The organism is Helicobacter sp. MIT 00-7814 (genome assembly GCF_003364115.1).
In the GTDB taxonomy this organism is placed as follows: Bacteria; Campylobacterota; Campylobacteria; order Campylobacterales; family Helicobacteraceae; genus Helicobacter_F.
Genome location: NZ_NXLL01000007.1, coordinates 54,529 through 73,734 on the forward strand (window position 1 = coordinate 54,529; position 19,206 = coordinate 73,734).

The 19,206-nt window shown below is 42.1% G+C and carries 20 protein-coding genes; 9 read left to right on the forward strand and 11 right to left on the reverse strand.

Going from position 1 to position 19,206, the window contains the following annotated elements; translation table 11 throughout:
• Positions 1-81: 81 nt before the first annotated feature.
• The 4 genes from tolB to CQA49_RS03455 form a co-directional block, all read right to left on the reverse strand.
• A complete protein-coding gene (tolB, locus tag CQA49_RS03440; protein ID WP_115574570.1) occupies positions 82-1,344 on the reverse strand; it encodes a Tol-Pal system protein TolB in 1,263 nt (420 codons plus the stop codon).
• Positions 1,345-1,474: 130 nt separating this feature from the next.
• The gene (locus CQA49_RS03445) at positions 1,475-2,377 is read right to left on the reverse strand and encodes an NAD(P)H-dependent glycerol-3-phosphate dehydrogenase (RefSeq protein ID WP_115574571.1); all 903 of its coding nucleotides are present in this window, start codon (positions 2,375-2,377) and stop codon (positions 1,475-1,477) included.
• Positions 2,378-2,380: 3 nt separating this feature from the next.
• The gene (locus CQA49_RS03450; protein ID WP_115574572.1) at positions 2,381-3,790 is read right to left on the reverse strand and encodes a sodium:alanine symporter family protein; all 1,410 of its coding nucleotides are present in this window, start codon (positions 3,788-3,790) and stop codon (positions 2,381-2,383) included.
• 62 nt (positions 3,791-3,852) lie between these two features.
• On the reverse strand, positions 3,853-4,371 hold the full coding sequence (locus CQA49_RS03455; RefSeq protein ID WP_115574573.1) for a DUF2147 domain-containing protein: 519 nt from the start codon (positions 4,369-4,371) through the stop codon (positions 3,853-3,855).
• Positions 4,372-4,465: 94 nt separating this feature from the next.
• On the opposite strand from CQA49_RS03455, the gene CQA49_RS03460 reads away from it, so the two are divergent.
• Genes CQA49_RS03460 through CQA49_RS03470 form a run of 3 tightly spaced genes read left to right on the forward strand, consistent with a single transcriptional unit; the run spans position 4,466 to position 6,370 of the window.
• The gene (locus CQA49_RS03460; RefSeq protein WP_115574574.1) at positions 4,466-5,161 is read left to right on the forward strand and encodes a hypothetical protein; all 696 of its coding nucleotides are present in this window, start codon (positions 4,466-4,468) and stop codon (positions 5,159-5,161) included.
• A 52-nt stretch (positions 5,162-5,213) separates the two neighbouring features.
• Positions 5,214-5,822 (forward strand): orotate phosphoribosyltransferase, encoded by a 609-nt coding sequence (gene pyrE / locus CQA49_RS03465; RefSeq protein ID WP_115574575.1) that lies wholly within the window; start codon positions 5,214-5,216, stop codon positions 5,820-5,822.
• Positions 5,822-6,370, forward strand: coding sequence for an RDD family protein (locus CQA49_RS03470; RefSeq protein ID WP_115574576.1), 549 nt, complete (start codon positions 5,822-5,824; stop codon positions 6,368-6,370). Before pyrE ends, CQA49_RS03470 begins: the two co-directional genes overlap by 1 nt.
• A gap of 170 nt (positions 6,371-6,540) precedes the next feature.
• Here CQA49_RS03470 and CQA49_RS03475 read toward each other — a convergent pair whose 3' ends face one another.
• The 4 genes from CQA49_RS03475 to CQA49_RS03490 form a co-directional block, all read right to left on the reverse strand.
• Complete coding sequence (locus CQA49_RS03475) at positions 6,541-7,296, reverse strand: exodeoxyribonuclease III (RefSeq protein WP_115574577.1); 756 nt, start codon at positions 7,294-7,296, stop codon at positions 6,541-6,543.
• Between the two features lie 10 nt (positions 7,297-7,306).
• Positions 7,307-8,272: an NAD(P)-binding domain-containing protein gene (locus CQA49_RS03480; protein WP_115574578.1), complete on the reverse strand. Its 966-nt coding sequence runs from the start codon at positions 8,270-8,272 to the stop codon at positions 7,307-7,309.
• A 15-nt stretch (positions 8,273-8,287) separates the two neighbouring features.
• The gene (ccoS, locus tag CQA49_RS03485) at positions 8,288-8,512 is read right to left on the reverse strand and encodes a cbb3-type cytochrome oxidase assembly protein CcoS (protein ID WP_115574579.1); all 225 of its coding nucleotides are present in this window, start codon (positions 8,510-8,512) and stop codon (positions 8,288-8,290) included.
• A gap of 128 nt (positions 8,513-8,640) precedes the next feature.
• The gene (locus tag CQA49_RS03490) at positions 8,641-10,029 is read right to left on the reverse strand and encodes an SPFH domain-containing protein (RefSeq protein WP_115574580.1); all 1,389 of its coding nucleotides are present in this window, start codon (positions 10,027-10,029) and stop codon (positions 8,641-8,643) included.
• A 99-nt stretch (positions 10,030-10,128) separates the two neighbouring features.
• Here CQA49_RS03490 and CQA49_RS03495 point away from each other — a divergent pair, with 99 nt between their 5' ends.
• A complete protein-coding gene (locus tag CQA49_RS03495) occupies positions 10,129-11,121 on the forward strand; it encodes a toxic anion resistance protein (protein WP_115574581.1) in 993 nt (330 codons plus the stop codon).
• Positions 11,114-11,812 (forward strand): hypothetical protein, encoded by a 699-nt coding sequence (locus CQA49_RS03500; RefSeq protein ID WP_115574582.1) that lies wholly within the window; start codon positions 11,114-11,116, stop codon positions 11,810-11,812. The genes CQA49_RS03495 and CQA49_RS03500 overlap by 8 nt, the downstream gene beginning before the upstream one ends.
• On the opposite strand, the gene CQA49_RS03505 is transcribed toward CQA49_RS03500, so the two are convergent.
• Both CQA49_RS03505 and purH read right to left on the reverse strand, forming a co-directional pair.
• Complete coding sequence (locus CQA49_RS03505; protein ID WP_115574583.1) at positions 11,789-12,511, reverse strand: hypothetical protein; 723 nt, start codon at positions 12,509-12,511, stop codon at positions 11,789-11,791. The two genes, CQA49_RS03500 and CQA49_RS03505, sit on opposite strands and share 24 nt — an antisense overlap.
• A gap of 34 nt (positions 12,512-12,545) precedes the next feature.
• The gene (gene purH / locus CQA49_RS03510) at positions 12,546-14,084 is read right to left on the reverse strand and encodes a bifunctional phosphoribosylaminoimidazolecarboxamide formyltransferase/IMP cyclohydrolase (RefSeq protein WP_115574584.1); all 1,539 of its coding nucleotides are present in this window, start codon (positions 14,082-14,084) and stop codon (positions 12,546-12,548) included.
• Between the two features lie 91 nt (positions 14,085-14,175).
• On the opposite strand from purH, the gene CQA49_RS03515 reads away from it, so the two are divergent.
• The 4 genes from CQA49_RS03515 to purB all read left to right on the forward strand — a co-directional run bounded on the left by CQA49_RS03515 (position 14,176) and on the right by purB (position 18,252).
• Positions 14,176-15,060, forward strand: a complete 885-nt coding sequence (locus tag CQA49_RS03515; RefSeq protein WP_115574585.1) for a 3'-5' exonuclease — start codon at positions 14,176-14,178, stop codon at positions 15,058-15,060.
• 23 nt (positions 15,061-15,083) lie between these two features.
• On the forward strand, positions 15,084-16,457 hold the full coding sequence (locus CQA49_RS03520) for an NFACT family protein (RefSeq protein ID WP_115574586.1): 1,374 nt from the start codon (positions 15,084-15,086) through the stop codon (positions 16,455-16,457).
• A 19-nt stretch (positions 16,458-16,476) separates the two neighbouring features.
• Positions 16,477-16,782, forward strand: a complete 306-nt coding sequence (locus CQA49_RS03525) for a hypothetical protein (protein WP_115574587.1) — start codon at positions 16,477-16,479, stop codon at positions 16,780-16,782.
• Positions 16,783-16,920: 138 nt separating this feature from the next.
• Positions 16,921-18,252, forward strand: a complete 1,332-nt coding sequence (purB, locus tag CQA49_RS03530; RefSeq protein ID WP_115574588.1) for an adenylosuccinate lyase — start codon at positions 16,921-16,923, stop codon at positions 18,250-18,252.
• Between the two features lie 152 nt (positions 18,253-18,404).
• Here the strand turns inward: purB and CQA49_RS03535 are convergent, their stop codons facing one another.
• Complete coding sequence (locus CQA49_RS03535; protein WP_115574589.1) at positions 18,405-19,172, reverse strand: ATP-binding protein; 768 nt, start codon at positions 19,170-19,172, stop codon at positions 18,405-18,407.
• Positions 19,173-19,206: the final 34 nt, after the last annotated feature.

A 19,206-nucleotide genomic window follows, 5' to 3' on the forward strand; every position in this document is an offset into this window, starting at 1 on the left:
AGTCTCAATATTATAGCCTCTAAATATTTTTTGTCAAGGAATACAATCACACTTCCTAAACAACCGCATAAACGCGTATTCTTACCAATCATAGGCTTGAATCTTCACCTTTGGCAAAGGGAAAAAGTAGCTTTTATTATAATCTAAGCGGATAATGCCTAGCGCGCTTTGATTTGCAGTGTGCTTGATAAACATAATATTGCTTCCATCTTTTGAAAATGTCGGCATTTGATTTGAGCCTTCACTTGTTAAGCGACGGATATAATCTGAGTTAAGCGCGATAAGATAGATATTAAAAGTGTTTGCGCCAAACTCATTGTTGCTTTCCCTGCTTGTATAAACTACTCTTTTATCATGGCTTGAGACAGAGCTATTATTGCGCCCGTGGAAAACGACTTGCTCCACCGCGCCACCATCAATGCTTGTGGAAAATACATTTGGATAGCCTAGCCTATCAGAGATAAATACCACTTCCTTTTCGTTGTTGATAAACTTCCCGCCTACATCAATGCCAGAAAAGGTTGTAAGTTTTTTTAGATTCTTTGCATTGACATCATAGAGATACACATCAGCCGCGCTTCCAGCAGGTGTGAGTGATAAAAGCAGTTTTGAGCCATCTTCGCTTACATCAGAGACTACCGCCATACCATCGCTACTTACCACGCCTTCAATTGCATTTGTGAGCAAATCATATTTCAAAATCGTTGGTTTATTGTCAATGTATTTTGTGAAGTAAAGAACGCTTTTATTCTTATTGCCCCATTTTGGGAAAATATTAAACCCGCCTTTGATGATTTCTTTTTGAAAAGTAAGCGTGTAATCAGCCAGCATAATATCCGCATTCCCAGAAGTCGTGTATTTTGAAAGCACGACAGGTTGTTTTACCCATTCAATGCTCGGGGCTTTGATATAAGCGTTAATATCACTTGCCATTGCATGCGCGACAAAGGGAAACTCTGCCAAAGATTCCCTATTATAACTGCGCTCTAGCACCTTTGAAGCGGAATTCACATCATAAAGCGCGAGATTCCCAATCACGCCACCGCTTTTTTTTGTCACACTCACACGCGCGATGAGATCGATTTTTTTGTCCTTATAGCTTTGAAAATCAATAGAAGAATCTTTCACATCGCCACTTTTTTCCACTTGAAAATGACTGCTCACACGCAAATCCGCATCAAGATGGGCGATGACTTTTTGCCCATACTCGCTATTGTCAGAAATATGCTCGATTGTGATAAATGGAAGTTTGCTAGAATTTTTGACAATCTCTAGCGTGGCGTCAATCCCAAAGAGATTCCCACAAAAAAATACAATAAACACACAAGCAAAACGCCTTAGCATGCAAACTCCTTTGAGATAATTTGAGCACGCATTATACTAAGATTCTCTTTGAGAAATTTAATTGCGCGCTTTGTTTTGTAATTTATGACAGCACTTTGCGTGCCTTTTTAAAATTATCGAGATTGAGAATCTACTTATCCATTAGCGCATTGAGGCTAGTTTTTGCGTCCTTGCCTTCAATGATGGCGCTTACTTCGCGTGCTATGGGCGCGTGGATTGCGTGTTTTTGGCTGATTTGCGTGATGGCTTTTGCTGTGATGACACCTTCAGCCACTTCGCCAAGCTCACAAAGGATAGAATCTATCTTTTTGCCTTGACTTAGAGCAAGCCCCACGCGGTAATTGCGCGACATTGTGGAATTTGAAGTAAGAAACAAATCTCCCGCGCCAGAAAGTCCCAAAAAAGTTTCCATTTTTGCGCCAAAAAATTCTCCAAAGCGACTCATCTCTACCAGCCCACGCGCTAAAAGCGAAGCCTTCGCATTTTTACCTAGCTCCAAACCATCGCAAATCCCCCCAGCAATGGCGATGACATTTTTATACGCGCCTGCGATTTCTCCGCCAATCACATCAGCGCTTGCATACGCTTTGATAAAGCTAGGAAAGAGCGCACCAAACGCATTTGCAAGAGCGAGATTCTTAGAATGCACTACCAGCGCGCAAGGAAGGGATTGCATCACTTCAGCAGCAAAGCTAGGACCGCAAAGATACGCAAGATTGTTTGAATCTATAAAATTTTCATAAATATCGCTTACAAAGGCGCTGTTTGTGGTTTCTATGCCTTTTGACGCACAGAGAATCTTACTTGTCTTTGGCAGATTCACACTTTCAAGCCAGCCTCGCAAAGCATTTGTCGCAATGGCTATAATGAAAAATTCAGAATCTAGCCCTTTGCTAATATCCACCTGCGTGATATTTGGGCTAAGATTCTCTAACTTTTTGCGCGAGATAATTTTGACTTGATTTTTTTGTGAAAATGCAAAAGCCAGCGCCCTTCCCCACGCGCCCCCGCCAAAAACACTAACATTTGCCATAGGCTACTTCCAGCATTCTGTGTTTGTTAGCCCAATATCAGCGGCTTTGAAATGCGGGTCAAGCCCGGCTTTGCGCTGTCTTTCGTAGTCTTTTAACACGCGCAGTGCGATATTCCCAAGCAATACAATCGCCACAATATTTGTAATCGCCATAATCCCCATAAAAATATCTGCCAAATCCCATGCAAAGCCAAAATTTATTTGCGTGCCAAAAAACACCATAAGCACAGCGCTTAGGCGAAAAATATTTAGCAGAATCTTATTTTCTGTGATAAATTTGAAATTTATCTGCGCGTAGAAAAAATTCCCAATCAGCGAAGTAAAGGCAAAAAGCACCACAGAAAGGCTTACAAAATGCAGTCCAAAACTGCCAAAATAGCCCTCCATCACCTTTTGCATAATAGGCAAACCTTTGAGCCCACTCACATCAGCACTTGAGCAAAGCACCACAAGCGCGGTAGCCGTGCAGATAATAAGCGTGTCAATAAAGACAGAAAGCGTTTGCACCATGCCTTGTTTTGCTGGGTGGGTTGTGTGCGCGCTGGCTGCAGCATTTGGCGCAGAGCCCATACCTGCTTCATTTGAAAAAAGCCCGCGCTTAATGCCAATCACCATCGCACTTCCTGCAAAGCCCCCAAAAATCGCTTGAAAATCAAAAGCCTTTTCAAAAATATGGCTAAAAGCTTGTGGCAAAAGCGCAAAGTTATTAATAATCACAAAAAACGCCACGCCAAGATAGCCCACCGCCATAATAGGCACAAGAATAGAAGTGATGAAAGCTGAAGATTTGTTTGTACCAAAGAAAAAAGCCGAGACAAATAAGCCCAAAATCACACCAATAAACACTTTAAAATGCCCTTCCTCAAAGGCTTGCGCGCCGACATAGACTTCAAAAGCTGAAGTGAGTGTGTAGGCTTGCAAGGCATTAAACCCATAAGCAAAGCAAAAGATAAGAGAGATTGCAAAGCAGATTCCAAAGGTTTTTGAGCCAAGCGCGGATTCTATGTAATATGCCGGTCCGCCTTTGTAGTTATACGCGCCGTCCTTGCGTTTATACACTTGTGCTAGTGTGCTTTCTACAAAAGCACTCGCTCCGCCCAAAATCGCAGTCACCCACATCCAAAAGAGCGCACCAACGCCCCCTGCGCTAATAGCCACCGAAACACCGACAATATTGCCAATGCCAACGCGCGAAGCCGTAGAAATCATCAATGCGCCAAATGGGCTTACATGCTCCTCGTGTCCGCGCTCGCGTAAGAGTTTGAAAGCATAGGGTAAAAAGCGGATTTGAATAAAACGCGTGCGAATAGTAAAATACAGCCCGCAGGCAATGAGCGCAAACACCAAAAAATAGGTATAAAGAAAGCCATTAGCCTCGCCCACAAATTTTTGAATCCACTCTACAAACTCCACGCAACCCCTCCTTAAAAGTCTTAAATTTTTAGAGAATCTAAATTATTTTTGCAATTTTAGCATTATTGTTCCCAATCCTTGAGGCTTTTTAGCACTTCTTGCAATGGAGGCTTTTTGGAAAGATAAGGTTTTAGCTCTTCATCACTTAGTCTGCTCCATATTTTTGTCTCGCCTATAATCCCAGCAGAATCCATACTCGCACGCAAAGTGAGTTTGTCGCCTTCAAGTGTGATTTTAGCGTAATAAATCTCGCCACTATCGTAATTATATACCTTGCCATTTTTGTAAGTTCCATCATCGCCTTCTAAGCCATATATAAAAATCGTCACATTGTCATAGCGCTCGCGCAGGTTTGGATTCTTATTGTGGATATCTTTTGCAGGTGGCGTGCCATCGACATTTGCAAAGCCATAGGCATAGTATTTTCCATCTTTTTGGAAAAATTCTACAATGCTTTGACGCCCGCTTTTCCCTACATGTGTTTTGTAGAATCCTGAAAGCAAATCTTGGCTAAAGCAAAAAGTAAGCGCGCCAAATGCACCAAAAATAAGGAGCAAAAAAACATTTTTCAAGCTTTTCATGGAAAAATCCTTTAAGAGAATTTTAAGCTTAAGTATATCCAAAAATGCTAAAATTACGCAAAAATTTTTGATATGAATTTTAGAGGGAGAAAGCTTGAAGCGAAGTTTGATTGGTTTGAGTTTATTAGCTTTGTGCGCGTGCGTGTGCGAGGCTAAGATGATTTGGACTGAAGATAAAAAAGAAGTGCGCTATGATTCTGATTTGAAGCCTACTGAAGAGGTTTTGCAAGAGGTAGAAAAGACGCGTCAAGCATTGCTTGATAAGGCTGCGGGCAAGCCAGAGCCAAAAAAGCCAAAAGATCCGCGACAAAAATTTTATCTAGGTTTTAATCTTAATGCTTTAGCAAGCCCAAAAATAGGCTTAGGCTATGGCATAGGCGTTGAGGGCGGATATAATTTTGTCGTGCAAAAAAATAATTCCCTGCGCCTTTTTGTCTTTTTTGATCGCTTTAGCAATAGCTACAGCGATTTTAACTTCAACCCAAATGAGCGCAACGCCTTTCAAATCTACCGCTTTGGAATCTCTGCTGAATACCGCGCGTATGTCAATCCCTACTTTGGATTCCGTGCGCGATTGATTTCTTTTGGCATACGCGATTTTGCACTTAATTCTGATACGCTTACCCCCACAACCACGCGCGCCAAAAAGATTGGGATTTTGCCCACCATCGCCTTTGGTCCGATTTTTAACTACAAACAACACGAGCTTTTTATAGGTTATGATTTGATTGATTACACTTTTGAAAATGGTCCGAGTGTGAATTTCTTGCAATATAGTTTGAGATTCTAAAACCTTAGAATCTGTAAAATCCCGCACTACACGCAAATACAAGGAGGCAAAAATGGATATTAAACAATATTATCTGCAATCAAACGCACTGCTAAATGGGCATTTTCTCTTAAGTAGCGGGAATCACTCTTCTTGCTATTTGCAATCAGCAAAGGTGCTTGAAAATCCACAAGTCGCAGAAATCCTCGCAACTGCTTTGGCAGAAAAAATCACGCAATATGGTTTGAGCGTCTCTTGTGTGTGCTCACCTGCACTTGGCGGGATTTTGGCTGGATATGAGCTAGCGCGCGCGCTAAAGGCACGCTTTATTTTCACAGAGCGCGTGAATGGTGAGATGACTTTGCGCCGTGGCTTTGAAGTGGCAAAGGGTGAAAAAGTGCTGATTTGCGAAGATATTATCACCACAGGCGGTTCAGCACTAGAATCTGCTAAATGTGTAGAGGCGCTAGGTGCGGAAATCGTGGGCTTTGCTGGGCTTGCAAATCGCGGGCTTTGTAAGCGCGTAGATTCTGAGCTAACGCCTAGTCCATTAGCCAAACTTCCACAGGATAAGCCACTTTTTGCCTTGCAGGACTTTGTCTTTGAAATGTATGAGCCAAAAGACTGCCCAATGTGCAAAGAAGGAAGTGTGGCGATAAAGCCCGGCAGCAGAGGCAACTAATGCCAAAACAGCAAAAGGTGCGCTGGCGCAAGACTTTAGCAACTAAGGATTCTCACGCACAAGGTGCGAAAAATGCCACAAGCGCACGCCACGCGCAAAAAAGCAAAAAAGCGCCTTTTTACCTCGTCGATAGGCTTGTGGCGTTTGTCACGGATATGTTTATGATAAATATGCCAATTTTGTATGTGGCGACTTACCTTGTGCTGGGCTCTAAAGAGGCATTTTTGGAAAATCAGGTGGCGATTTTTATTTGTGTGGCGCTTTTTGGGATTGTGCTTTCAATCTTTTTTGCGCTAAGCGGGCAGACGCCGGGCTACAAATACGCGGGCTTGCGACTTGTCAATGAGCCAGATTCTAACAATTTTTCAGAATCCAAGCGCAATCCGTCATTTTTAATTGCATTCTTGCGCTATTTGCTGTGGATTGTGAGTGTGGCAAGTATTGTTGGCGTGTTGATGGCGCTTTTTAGGAAAGATTCTCGGACATTTTATGATGTGGTGTGCAAGACGCAAGTTATTTCTGCAAAGCCCACAAAGCCAATGCTTTAAGATTCTTAAAACTACCAAATAGCGTTACAGAATCTACAAAATCTTAGTAACCAAAAAACGCTAGGTATGGGCGCGAAGCTGGAAACAAAGCGGAATTCACTTCCGCGCAGTTGGAAGCGGAGCGGAGCTTTGGCGTTAGCCAAAGTGATACATTTCAAAGGAATAAAACCTTAAATTTTAATTTCCAACCCCACAGGGCAATGATCGCTTCCTAAAATTTCTGGGTAAATGCACGCGTTTTGCAATTTGGATTCTAAAATTTTCGAGCAAAGGAAGTAATCAATCCGCCAACCCGTGTTGTTTTCCCTAGCTTTTCCCATATAACTCCACCAAGTGTAAGCGCCCTCTTTGTCCGGGTAAAAATGCCTAAAAGTATCAATAAACCCAGAATCCAAAAGCGCGCTCATTTTCTCGCGCTCTTCGTCGGTGAAGCCGGCGTTGCGGCGGTTTGTTTTGGGGTTTTTAAGATCGATTTCTTTATGCGCGACATTGAGATCGCCACATACGATGACGCCCTTATGCTTTTCTAGGTTTTTCAAAAACGCGCGAAAGTCATCTTCCCACTCCATGCGGTATTCTAAGCGTTCCAGCTCGCGCTTGCTATTTGGCGTATAAACATTGACAAGATAAAAATCGCTATATTCCGCGGTGATAATGCGCCCTTCTTTGTCATGGTGCGTGATTCCCATATCATAGGCGACATTTAAAGGCACTTGTTTGCTAAAAATCGCCACGCCAGAATAGCCCTTTTTTTCCGCGCTATTCCAGTATTCCTCATAGTTTGGGAAATCAAATGTAGCTTGTTCGCGCAACATTTTAGATTCTTGTATGCAAAACACATCTGCATTCACAGCGTTAAAAAAATCCATAAAGCCCTTATTCATGCATGCGCGCAAGCCATTGACATTCCAAGAAATAAGCTTCATTGACGCGCGCCTATTGTATGGAATCTAAGCGTTTTTTAATCTCAAGCACAATTTCATAGCCGTGATTAAGCGCTGCGGCGATTGAGCCACCGCTTTTAAACAAAATATCCCCAGCGATGAAAAGATTTTTTATCGAGCTTTCATGGTTTGTCGCCACAGGCACGCCGTTTTCATCAAGCTCTAAATTGCATTTTTTGAGAAAATCCACAGGCGCAGCCCCACCGATAGCATACACCACCCTATCAAACACCTCGCTTGTGCCATCAGTGAAGCACACTTTGACTTTTCCTTCACTATCTTCTAGCGCGTTTATATCAATGCCTAGCCTAGTTTTAAGCTTTCCGCTTTGGATAGAATCTTGCAATTGCTCATTATTAACTTCATTAATCCTGCTAAATTCGCTGCGACGGTAATTAAGCGTTGCGTCATTGCTTTGACAAAGGAAGTTTGCGTATTCTACAGCGGAATTTCCCCCGCCAACGATAAGCACTTTTTCGCCAGATTCTATGTTGTTTGCGTTGTATTGCACTTTTTTGCGGATTGATGAGGGGATTTGGTAGCTTGGCTTATTTGGCTGTCCCATTTTACCTATAGCAATAATCACAAAGCGCGCCTTAAAGCTCTGTCCGCCGCTTGTATGCACGATAAAAATTTCCCCTTCTTTGCGCACAGATTCTATCTCGCTTTTAAAGCGCACATCAATTTGCTTTGTTTTTAGCAATTCATCAAAAAGATCTAGCGTGCTTTCTTTGGTGCCATCGACAAAGTAGATATTTCCGTTTAGCTCGACTTTTTGCCCTTTATAGTCCTTATCCACGCGCTTGCCGTCTTTGTAAAATTGACGGATAGTCGCAGAGTGATTTTCGCCCTTTTCAAACATAATAAGCTTTTTAATCCCCAAAGTTATGCTCTCAACCGCCGAAGCAATCCCGCCGGGTCCGCCACCAATAATGGCAATATCATAGATTTCAGACATTTTCTCTCCTTTATGTTATTTGTGTTTGGGATTGTGCGTAAGCTCTTGCAAAAAGTCTTGTTTATCCTCGGCGCTAGCGACTTTGTTTAAATCTTCAGGCGAGTCAAAAAGCACGCCTTCCATCATTTTATTTTCATCATCAAATTGTCCATTTTTCAGTCCCCAGACAAATGCTAGTAAGCCAAAAAACCCCAAAACAAGCGAAACGCCTAGCATAAGCGCGATAATCCCTACATTCATACTTCTAGCCTTTGCATAGAGTTTGCACCGCTTTTAAGCTTTGCTAAATCTTTTCAAGCCGCGTATTTTGCCAAAATCTTACTAAAAGATATTTTAATGCGTCAGAATCAATGTTGTTTTAAGTGCGCCTATTTTTGCTCTTTTTTCTGACTTATTTTATCAAGCAAGTTTTTGCCTAGCTCGCTTTGTGCGAGTCCTTCAAGCATTGCGCCTAGTTGCGTGCCACCTTTTGCGGAGAAAAACTCGCTCACACTTTGGAGTCCTTCATTGACATTGCCATTATTTGCGTTTGCGATGATTTTGATGTCAGCCTTATCAAGCGCTTTTGCCTGCTCGATACCTATGGCTTGAGAGGCTTCGATTTGGCGGATTGAGATGAGGTAGCTTTGGTAGCCTTGATTTTCGCCTATTTCTTGTGCGAGTGAGATTTGCGCTTCGATTGGTGCCATTTGCATGAGCTTTTCACTTTGCGCTTTTGCGGCACCTTCTAGCTCGATACCTTTTGATTCTTTAGTTTTCATCTCTAGCAATGCTTCAGCCTCGCGCTTTTTAGATTCTAGCAATGCTTCAGCTTTTAAGATATCTTTTTGCTTGTCACCTTCTGCGTTGATGATGGCGGTTTGCTTGATTTCTTCAGCCTTTACGACATTGACATCTTTGGTGATTTCTGCGCGCTTGATATCAGCGACTTTGATGACTTCCATTTCTTTTTCTTTGGTGACTTTTTCTTGCTCTTTAACAAGCTGTGCGGCTTTTTGCGCGGAGATATCAACTTCTCTTTGAGATTCCACGGTTTTTAGTCCCACGACTTGCTTTGCGATTTGTTCTTGGATCTGCGTGGCTTGCTCGGCGTTGATTTCAGCGATTTCAGCATTTTTGATATTTTCTGCCACTTCGACGCGACTTTGCATTTCGATGAGAGATTTTTTCTTTTCCATGATATTGCGGATTACATTAGAATCTTGACTATCCCTTATATCCATAAGCTCCAAATTTTTCACCGTTTCAACGCCCCAGCTTGCGAGCTGTTCGCGCACTTCTTTGGTAAAGCTATCGCCAAAAGTGCTTCTTGAGTGCATAATATCTTCAATCTCATGGGAAGAAAGTATCGTCCTAACTGATCCTTGAATAATCGCGCGCAACTGCTCGATAAGCTCACTAAAGCTACTCACTCTTTGCGCCGCGACATTAGAATCTTTAATGCGGAAAAAAGCCGTAATATCCACGATAAAAGGCACCCTGCCTTTATCATAGGCTTCATAGCCATTGAGGTTAATATCAAACACAGAAACAGGCAAAACGATTTTTGTCACCCCAAAAATAGGCAGCCAAGAGGGCCACTCATAGTAAGTATTGCCATTTCCGGTGTCTTTGCCAAAAGAGGTGGTGTTTTTGGCAGATTGGATAATATGCACTTCATTTGTCGCCACCACACGGCGGAAAAGCAGTGCCACCAAAACAACCAGCACAAGCAACGCCACCAAAATCCCAACCAGAATCAAAGCAAAATCTATCATCACAAGTCCTTTAAAGTGTAAAATTTGCCAAAAAGCATAACATAAAATTTATTTTCAAAAAATAAAATGCTACAATTAAAATAAAAACAAAGGAAAATTATGTCAAATGCTCTTATACAAAGCTTTGATACAGCGCTAAGTGAAAGGAAGATTTCAAGGGATATCATCGATGAATTTGATAAAGATGAAAAGGAGCAATCTCTCGCGCTGTGTGAAAATATCAAGGGCAATGTAGCGCATTTTGAGCAAAATGATGGATTTATTTTTGAGACGCTAAATGCGATTAGGGCAAATATAGATTCTATTAATCCGCATAATTTTAAGCTGTCGTTTTTTGATAGAATCTTTGGTAAGCAAACGCAGAAATTTAAAAAATATTTTGAAAAATTTAACACAAATAAGAGCATTTTAAATCAGCTTGTGGCAAAGCTTGACGAGGGTAAGGAGATTTTAATAAGGGATAATATTACGCTTTCGCTTGAAGCGGAGAAAAACGCGTCTTTAAGCGCGTTACTCAAAACAAAGCTAGATATTCTCAAAGAAGCTGATTTGTATGCGGAAAATAAGCTTGCAGAGATCGAAAATGACGCGCTAAAGGCGGATTTTGAAAAGCAGATTCTTTTTATCTTGAAGCAAAAAATCATCGATCTAAGCCAGCAAATCGCTGTGCATACGCAAGGTGAGCTTGCGCTAAAAACGCTTATAAACAACAACAAAGAACTTATAAACGCGGTTGAGCGCACAAAGGCTGTAACGCTTAATGCGCTAAGTGTGGCGGTTATCACCGCGCAAGGATTGGATCAGCAAAAGCGCGTTTTAAACGCGGTGCAGGGGATAAACGAGCAGACAAGCGATCTCATCGCGCATAATGCAAAAGCGCTAAAAGAGCAGGGCAAGGCTATTCAAGAGGGCGCGAGTGAAGCGATGCTAGATATGGAGAAGCTAAAGGGCGCGTTTGATGATGTGTTGGATGCTTTGCACTCCGCGCAGGAATACAAGCAAAACGCATTGCCAAAAATGCGCGAAAATATCAAAGTCTTTGATTCCTATCTTGCGAAAGCCACGCATTTAAATAAGGCAAATTTTGGCTGATTTTATCGCAAGATTTAATAAAAATTTAGAAAAAATAGATTCCCTCGCGCTGTCGTTTTATGAAAAAGATTTGCTTTTTAGCGCGTATTACAATCACCTAAACCACCTTGAGATAAGCCCGCAGACAAGGGAGCTTATGAGTAAGCTTGGCATAAGTTTTAAGCATAAAAATATTATTTTTGAATCTAAAACGCTAGATTCTCACACGTTACAAAGCAATGCGCAAAATAATCAGCCCAAAGAGCGCGAAGAGCGCGCGCTAAGTCTTTTTGCACTAAGCCTTTTTGAATGTAGTGAGCGGGCAAAAACTCTGCAGATTGAAAGCGAGCATTTTTTGGAGCAAATTAAGCTAAACCTTGAAAAAACACTTCACCCACAAGAGCTCGCGTTTTTAAAAATTAGCTCAATTTATCAAAAACTAGAGCAAGAAAAAACGCGTTTGCAAGAGGCTTTGAGCGAACTTACTGCAAATTTTTTGCAAGGATTTGAAAACCTTGAAGCACCTTTGCAAGATGAAATCACACAAAAGGCTAATGCGCTCACACACGCGCTAGAAAAGCAAAAAAACCTTTCCGCAAAACTCTGCTTTAAAATCCTAGAAATAAAAAACGCCCAAACAAAGAATCCAACTTCCCTTGAAACGCTTATAAACGAGCTAGACGCATATTTACAAAATATAAAACATAAATAAAAGGATTAAAACATATACCACAATTATAAGCGGTCTAAACCACCACTTATAAAGAATTCCCTTGTTGGTTGCGGTGTTTTTGCTTGTTTCTTCTGAATTTTTGGACGCAAAATTTTCTAGATTCTGCATGAAATTTTTCATTATCTTTTGTCGCTCGAGCTCTCTTTTGCGCGATTTTATGTCAAAATTTGCCCTTTTTGTTTTGATTGTATTTTGTTGATGTAGATACACAATCTTTGAATCTTCCATGCTTGGCGTGATTTGTGTAATTTGCGTGATTTGGGAATCCCACCCATCTTGCGAATCCTTTATAATTTGAGACACCTTTACAATTTGCGAATCCTTTGTATTTTGCAAATCCTGTTTGGGAGCTGGCGTTTGGGGATTTTGCGCTTTTGGGGCGGGTGTTTTTGGCGCATGTGTTTTTTGCGCTCGCTCTTGTGTTTGAAAATGTGTTTGCGTTTGAGAGTGCATTTGCACCTGCGCTTTTCTTGCCTTTAATGCCTCTGTAAAGCTTTTTTCCTCATTTGTGATATTTGTCGTTTCATTTTCATCTAAAATATTTTTAAGATTTTTTTCTAAATCCTGCGTGTAGCCATCAAGCCTTTTGCTAAATCTTTGCCCCTCTTGCGTCCTTTTGGTGCGATTAGATTCTCTTTGTTCCCTTCGTTGTTGCGCTTTTTGCAAAAACTCATTCATTTTTTAGCCCCGTATTTAAGATTCTCATTAACTTTTAATGCAAGAAATGGCGCACACCGCTAAAATACATTGCAATCCCGTGTTTATCGCATTCTGCGATCACTTCATCATCGCGTATGCTGCCCCCGGGCTGGATTATCGCGCTAACCCCCGCACTTTGGGCAAGTTCTACGCTATCTTTAAATGGGAAAAACGCCTCGCTTGCCATCGCGCTTCCTTGCAAGGAAAGTCCCATGTCCTTTGCCTTTTGCATTGCTGCGCGCGCAGAATCTATGCGGCTTGTCATACCCATTCCAATGCCCACCAGCGCGCCATCTTTGACATAAGTGACGCAATTTGATTTTGTGAGACTTGCGATTTTATACGCGATTTCTAAATCCCGCATTTGCTCTTTTGGCGCGCTTTTTTGACTAACAAGCTTTGCATTTGCCACCTCATCTTTTTCTACTTTGTCGCTTTGCTGATAGACAAAGCCCCCTTGTATGTGCTTAAAATCATACTTATCAAGCGCAAATTCTAGCGTGTTGCGCGCATTTGTAAGTATAAAAATTTTGGTGCGTTTTTTTGACGCAAATACTTCTAGCGCCTCATCTGTAATCCCTGCAGCGATAATTACTTCGATAAAAATTTCATTCATTTTCTGCGCCAAATCTTTTTCAATAACGCCATTTACCGCCACCACGCCACCATATGCGCTCACACTATCGCATTTTAGCGCGCTCACATAAGAATCTAGTAAATTTTCTTTTATCGCAAAGCCACAGGCATTGCCATGCTTTACAATGCTTACCGCCTTTGCCTCGCCAAATGCGCTAGCAAGCAAAAGCGCGGCATTCATATCGGTGAAGTTATTAAAGCTCGGCTCGCCTTTTAAGATTCTAAAATTTTCACTCCAAAAGTTTTCAAACTCATACAGCGCGCCTTTTTGATGCGGATTTTCCCCATAGCGCGTATCGCGCACCTTGCTTCCTACGATAAATTGCTTCTCCCCAAAGCCTTCGCAAAATCGCCCATTCATATAATTTGCGATCATACAATCATAGCTTGCTGTATGTGAAAATGCCTTTATCATCAATTCCCTGCGTAGTTCCAGCGTGTTATTGTTTGTCTTTAACGCCTCAATCACGCGTGCATAATCCTTGCAATCCGTCACCACAAGCACGGATTCAAAGTTTTTCGCCCCTGCGCGCACGAGGCTTGGTCCGCCTATGTCGATATTTTCGATGATTTCAGCAAAATCATCAGTGCGCTCAATTGTTTGCTTAAACGGATAGAGATTCACACACACAAGGCTAATTGACGCGATATTATGCGCCTTTGCGCTTGCAATGTCACTTTCATTTGTCCGCCGATACAAAATCCCCCCAGCGATTTTTGGGTGCAAGGTTTTCACACGCCCATCAAAAAGCTCCTCACTTTGCGTGTATTCGCTCACCTCAAGCGCATTTATGCCAGATTCTGCTAAAGTCTTTAGCGTCCCGCCTGTGCTTAAGATTTTATAGCCTAAGCCCACTAATTCACGCGCAAATTCCACAATCCCGCTTTTATCGCTCACACTTAGAAGTGCATACATTTTCGCCCCTTTTTATCTTTCATTAGCTACAATTTGGAATCTGCAATTGTAGCTTGATTTCGCTCTAATTTAGATTAAAGGAGTTTAGAGAATGATTTGTGTGTTTGACATAGAGACGATCCCGGATACGCATTTACTGCGCGCGAAGTTTGATTTTGAAAAGAATCTAAGTGAAAAAGAGGTGTGCGAGCACGCTTTTAAAGAACAAAAAGAAAAAAGTGGCTCGGAATTTTTGCCTATTCCATTTCATCGTGTTATTAGCATTTCAAGCGTGATGAGCGATGAGTTTGGGCGATTTATCAAGGTTGGGAACTTTGGCAGAAAGGCAAAAGAGGAGTTTTTGCAAGAAGTTAAAAATGCAGATTCTCTGTCCTTAGAGTTGTTAGATTCTTATGAATGTGGGCTTTTGCGCGATTTTTGGGAATTTTTTAATAAAAAGCAACCAAAACTTGTAAGCTTCAATGGCAGGGGCTTTGATATGATTGCGCTAAGTTTGCGCGCGATGCGTTACAATATCGATGCAAGCGGATTTTTCGAGCAGATAAACCCGCAATTTAACAAAACAAAATGGGAAAATTACCGCCAACGCTACAGCGAGCAATTTCACACAGATTTACTTGATAGCTTAGGTGGATTTGGCGCGGTGCGCGGGCTGAACCTTGATACACTCTGTCAAATGAGCGGACTTGTGGGGAAATATGATATGGATGGCGCACAGGTGTATGAGTGCTTTTTTGAATCCAAAGAAAACCTGCAAAATGGTTTAGAGCGCATAGAATCTTACTGCCAAAGCGATGTTATCAACACCTATTGGCTGTATTTGAAATACCTCATTACTAAGGGTGAGTTGCTGCTGCCTGATTATGCCGAGATTTTGAGCGACTTAGCCCAAAAGCTCCCAAAAGAGCAGGAATATTACGAAGTTTTTAATAAGCAGATTCAAAAAGAGCTAGAAAAATTAGCCAAAGAAATTTGAAATAAAAAATGTAGGGTGAAATTGTGAATCTCACGCTTTTGCAGCAAATTGCGCGCTATATAGCTCAATTTAAAAAGATTTATTTTTGCAAGCGCATTGATGATAATGTGTTTTTGCTCAATTTAGAAAACACGCTTTTTTATATCGATTTAGCGCGTGGGAATAGCGGGATTTATTGTATTGAGCGCGAGATTTTGGGGGTGAAGTCTTTTAATGCGCCGATGGATTTAAAGTTGCGCGAGTATTGCACAAATGCCACTTTAACAGACTGCCACACAGATGGGAATAATCGCATTTTGTGTCTGCATTTTTTGGCAAAGTCTTCTTATAAAAGTGAATCTTTTTGCCTTGAGTTTGAATTTACCGGGAAATTTACCAATGCGATTTTACTTAATCAAAAGCGCGTGGTTATCGAGGCTCTGCGCCATTTGCCAAATGCAAAGCGTCCTTTGCAAGTTGGCAGAATCTTACCAAAGCTTCCCCAGCAAACGCGTGCGTTAGAATTGTTGCAAGATTCTAAAAATGTAGATTCCCAAAATATAAATAAAGCCTTTTTATGTGAGCTTTTTACAAGGCATTGCGCTCAAAAGCTAGAATCTGCCAAAGCCCAAGCGCAGAAAAATCTAGATTCTAAAAAACTTGTGCTAGAAAAAAGCCTGCAAAACTTGCCGGATAAAAATGAATTAGAGCATTTAAGCGAGCAGAGCGCACTTTTTGCGCGCTGTATTTTGGCGCATTTGCATGAGATTGAGCCTACAAGTATTTATGCCTCGCATATTTTTTTGGAGCAAAATTTAGATTCTCTTAATCCTACAGAATCTAAAACCTTACAAATCCCTATCCCAAAGGAAATTGCTAGTTTTTCTGATTTAGCGCAGTATTATTTTTTGCTGTCAAAAAAATACGCCAAAAAAGCGCAGAATCTTCATTTGCAAATAGAAAATTTGCAAGATTCCCTGCGTTTTTTAGATTCCCAAAAAGCCCTTATACAAAAGGCTACTAGCCTTGAAGAGCTAAAAATTTTCACCCCGCAAAAGCAAAGTGGCAAAAAAAATGACAAAAAAAGTGGAACAGCTTTTGAAGTGTTTTTCATCGCAGGGGTGAAAGTGGGCGTTGGCAAAAATGCTAGCCAAAATATCGCCCTGTTAAAAGCCGCAAGCGCTGAGGATATATGGCTACATGTGCGCGATGTACCTAGCTCGCATATGATACTTTTTTGCGGGAAGGCTAAAGTGGCGGAATCCGTGTTGCAAAAAGCAGGGCAGATTCTCATCGAGCTTTGCGGGATTAAGGGAGGGAATTTATCAGTCGATTATACCAAACGCAAATTTGTGAAAATCACACAAGGCGCGAATGTAGTCTATGCCAAATACCAGCGATTAGAGTTTAAGAGCTAAATCTTGCAAGGAGGGGATTATGGCGGTAAGCTTTGTAGGAAATATCACTTATATCAACCAAAACACGCAAGCAAGTTCAGTCGCGCTATCAAACGCGCAGGCACGCCCTGACATCGTGCAAGAGGCGAGCCTCAATGAGTTTGAGCGCAAACTTCAAGAAATAGAATCTATCACGCCAGCTGATGAGGCGCAAAATATCAATAAAGACAGCGGTGGGGGCAATGGCGCATATGCAGATTCTAACGCGTCTGAAAACAAAGAAGAGGATAAAAAAGAGCAAGAGATTCACTACCACTACGATGGGCTTTTAAATGTAAGGGCGTAAAGCGTGTTTTCTAGTTTTTGAAATTTTCTTTCTTTGTGGTCGCAGAAAAAAATTAAAATTATAAAGCCAAAAATCGCTAGAATTGCACTTTAGATTCTAATCTACAAATAATTTAAAGGCAAGCAAAAAGGAGTAAAAATGGTTGAGCGATACGCAAGAAGTGAGATGAAAAATCTTTGGAGTATGGAGGCGAAATACAGCGCGTGGCTAGAAGTGGAGAAAGCCCTTGTGCGCGGGTGGAATCGCTTGGGACTAATTCCAGATTCTGATTGTGAGAAAATCTGCAAAAACGCGCGCTTTGACATCGCGCGCATTGATGAAATCGAGGCGGTGACAAAGCATGATTTGATAGCTTTTACCACGAGCGTGGCGGAGTCTTTGGGTGAAGAGTCGCGCTGGGTGCATTATGGCATCACTTCAAGCGATTGCATTGATACGGCGGTGGCGTTGCAGATTCGCGATTCGCTAAAAATCATCATAAAAGACTTGCAAGACTTACGCGAAGCGATAAAAACGCGCGCAATGGAGCATAAATACACGCTTATGGTTGGGCGCAGTCATGGGATCCACGGCGAGCCTATCACCTTTGGGCTGGTGTGCACGGTGTGGTATGATGAGATAGGGCGCCACCTCAAAGCACTAGAATCTAGCATGAAAACCATAAGCGTAGGACAGCTAAGTGGCGCGATGGGGAATCTCGCGCATACGCCAATCGAGCTAGAAGAGCTTGTATGCGAGGAGCTAGGACTAAGCCCCGCGCCTGTGAGCAATCAAGTAATCCAGCGTGATCGCTATGCGCGCGTGATGAGCGATCTTGCACTGCTTGCAAGTAGCTGTGAAAAAATTGCGGTGGAAATCCGCCATTTACAGCGCACAGAGGTGTATGAAGCTGAAGAATTCTTTGAAGTCGGGCAAAAAGGAAGCTCTGCTATGCCACACAAGCGCAATCCTGTATTGAGTGAAAATATCACCGGGCTTTGTCGTATGATACGCTCTTACGCCCTGCCTGCGATGGAAAATGTCGCGCTGTGGCATGAGCGCGATATCAGCCATTCAAGCGTGGAGCGCTTTATTTTGCCTGATGGCTTTATCACCACGGATTTTATGCTTGTGCGCTTAAGCAATCTTATAAAAAAGCTCGTCGTCTATCCTAAAAATATGCTAAAAAATCTAAATCTTACCGGCGGGCTTGTGTTTTCCCAGCGCATACTTTTGGAGCTTCCCAAAAAGGGCGTCTCAAGGGAAGATGCGTATAAAATCGTCCAGCGCAACGCGATGAAAGTGTGGCAAGATCTGCAAGAGGGCAAAAGTGCGCTCAATGAAAAGGGCGAGAGTTTGTATCTGCAGTATTTACTAGCAGATAGCGAGCTTGTGGGGCTTATCGGTGCGGATGCGGTGCGCGAGTGCTTTGAGTTTGACTACTATACCAAAAGTGTAGATTCTATCTACAAGCGCGTGTTTGGGGAGTAGGCGCGCTGTTTTTTACTATATCACTTGTGCGGGCGAAGCCTACACAAGCTCCGCTTCGCGCTCATATAAAATTTTTTAAGAATCTTCGATTGTCTCGCTTACGCTCGCGATGACGAAATCACCGCTTTAAAATCTTTTAGATTCTATAAAACCTATTCTAAATACTTTTCATCGCAAAAGCTTCCCGCGTGCAGGTGCGAGAAAGCATTTTTGAGTGATTTAAAAAAATCTGGATTTTTAGATTCTAAACTTGCGAGAAATTGCTTTGTGTTTTCGCGTGCAAAGGGGCGTTTGTCATCATCAAGCCAATTTATGGGACAATTGCAATCAGGCGCGATATAGATTTGGTTATGCGCGATGAAGTCAATAATTTGGCGCTCGCGCACAAAAATAAGCGGGCGGATAACTTTCAACCCATTGTGCGCAGTATAGATTGGTGGCATTGAGCGTAGCGCGCCATTATAGGTGAGATTCATAAAAAAGCTCTCCGCCGCATCATCTAAATGGTGCGCCAAAGCAAGCTTGGTAAAGCCCCCTTCTAGCGCCTTTGTATAAAGCGCACCCCTACGCATACGCGAGCAAAAACTGCAATATATCGTCCCCTCTCTCTTGTGATCCTCTAAAATCTTATAAATATCCGTGCGGTAGAGCTCATAGGGCATTCCGATGCGCTCGCAGTATTCAAAAATATACTCATACTCGCCCCCGCGCCCATAATCCACGGTGAGCGCCTTAACCTCAAAATCAAAAGGCGCGTGGCGCTTCATATAGGCTAAAAGTGTGGCTAAAAGGATAGAATCTTTGCCTCCGCTTAAGCCCAAAAGCACCTTGTCGCCCTCTTGTATGAGCTTGTATTGCGCGTTTGTCTTGCCTGTGAGACTTAGGATTTTTTTGCTGATTTGTGGGTAGGTGCTGCCCATGAAATTCCTTTGAAATCTTTAGATTCCGCAATTA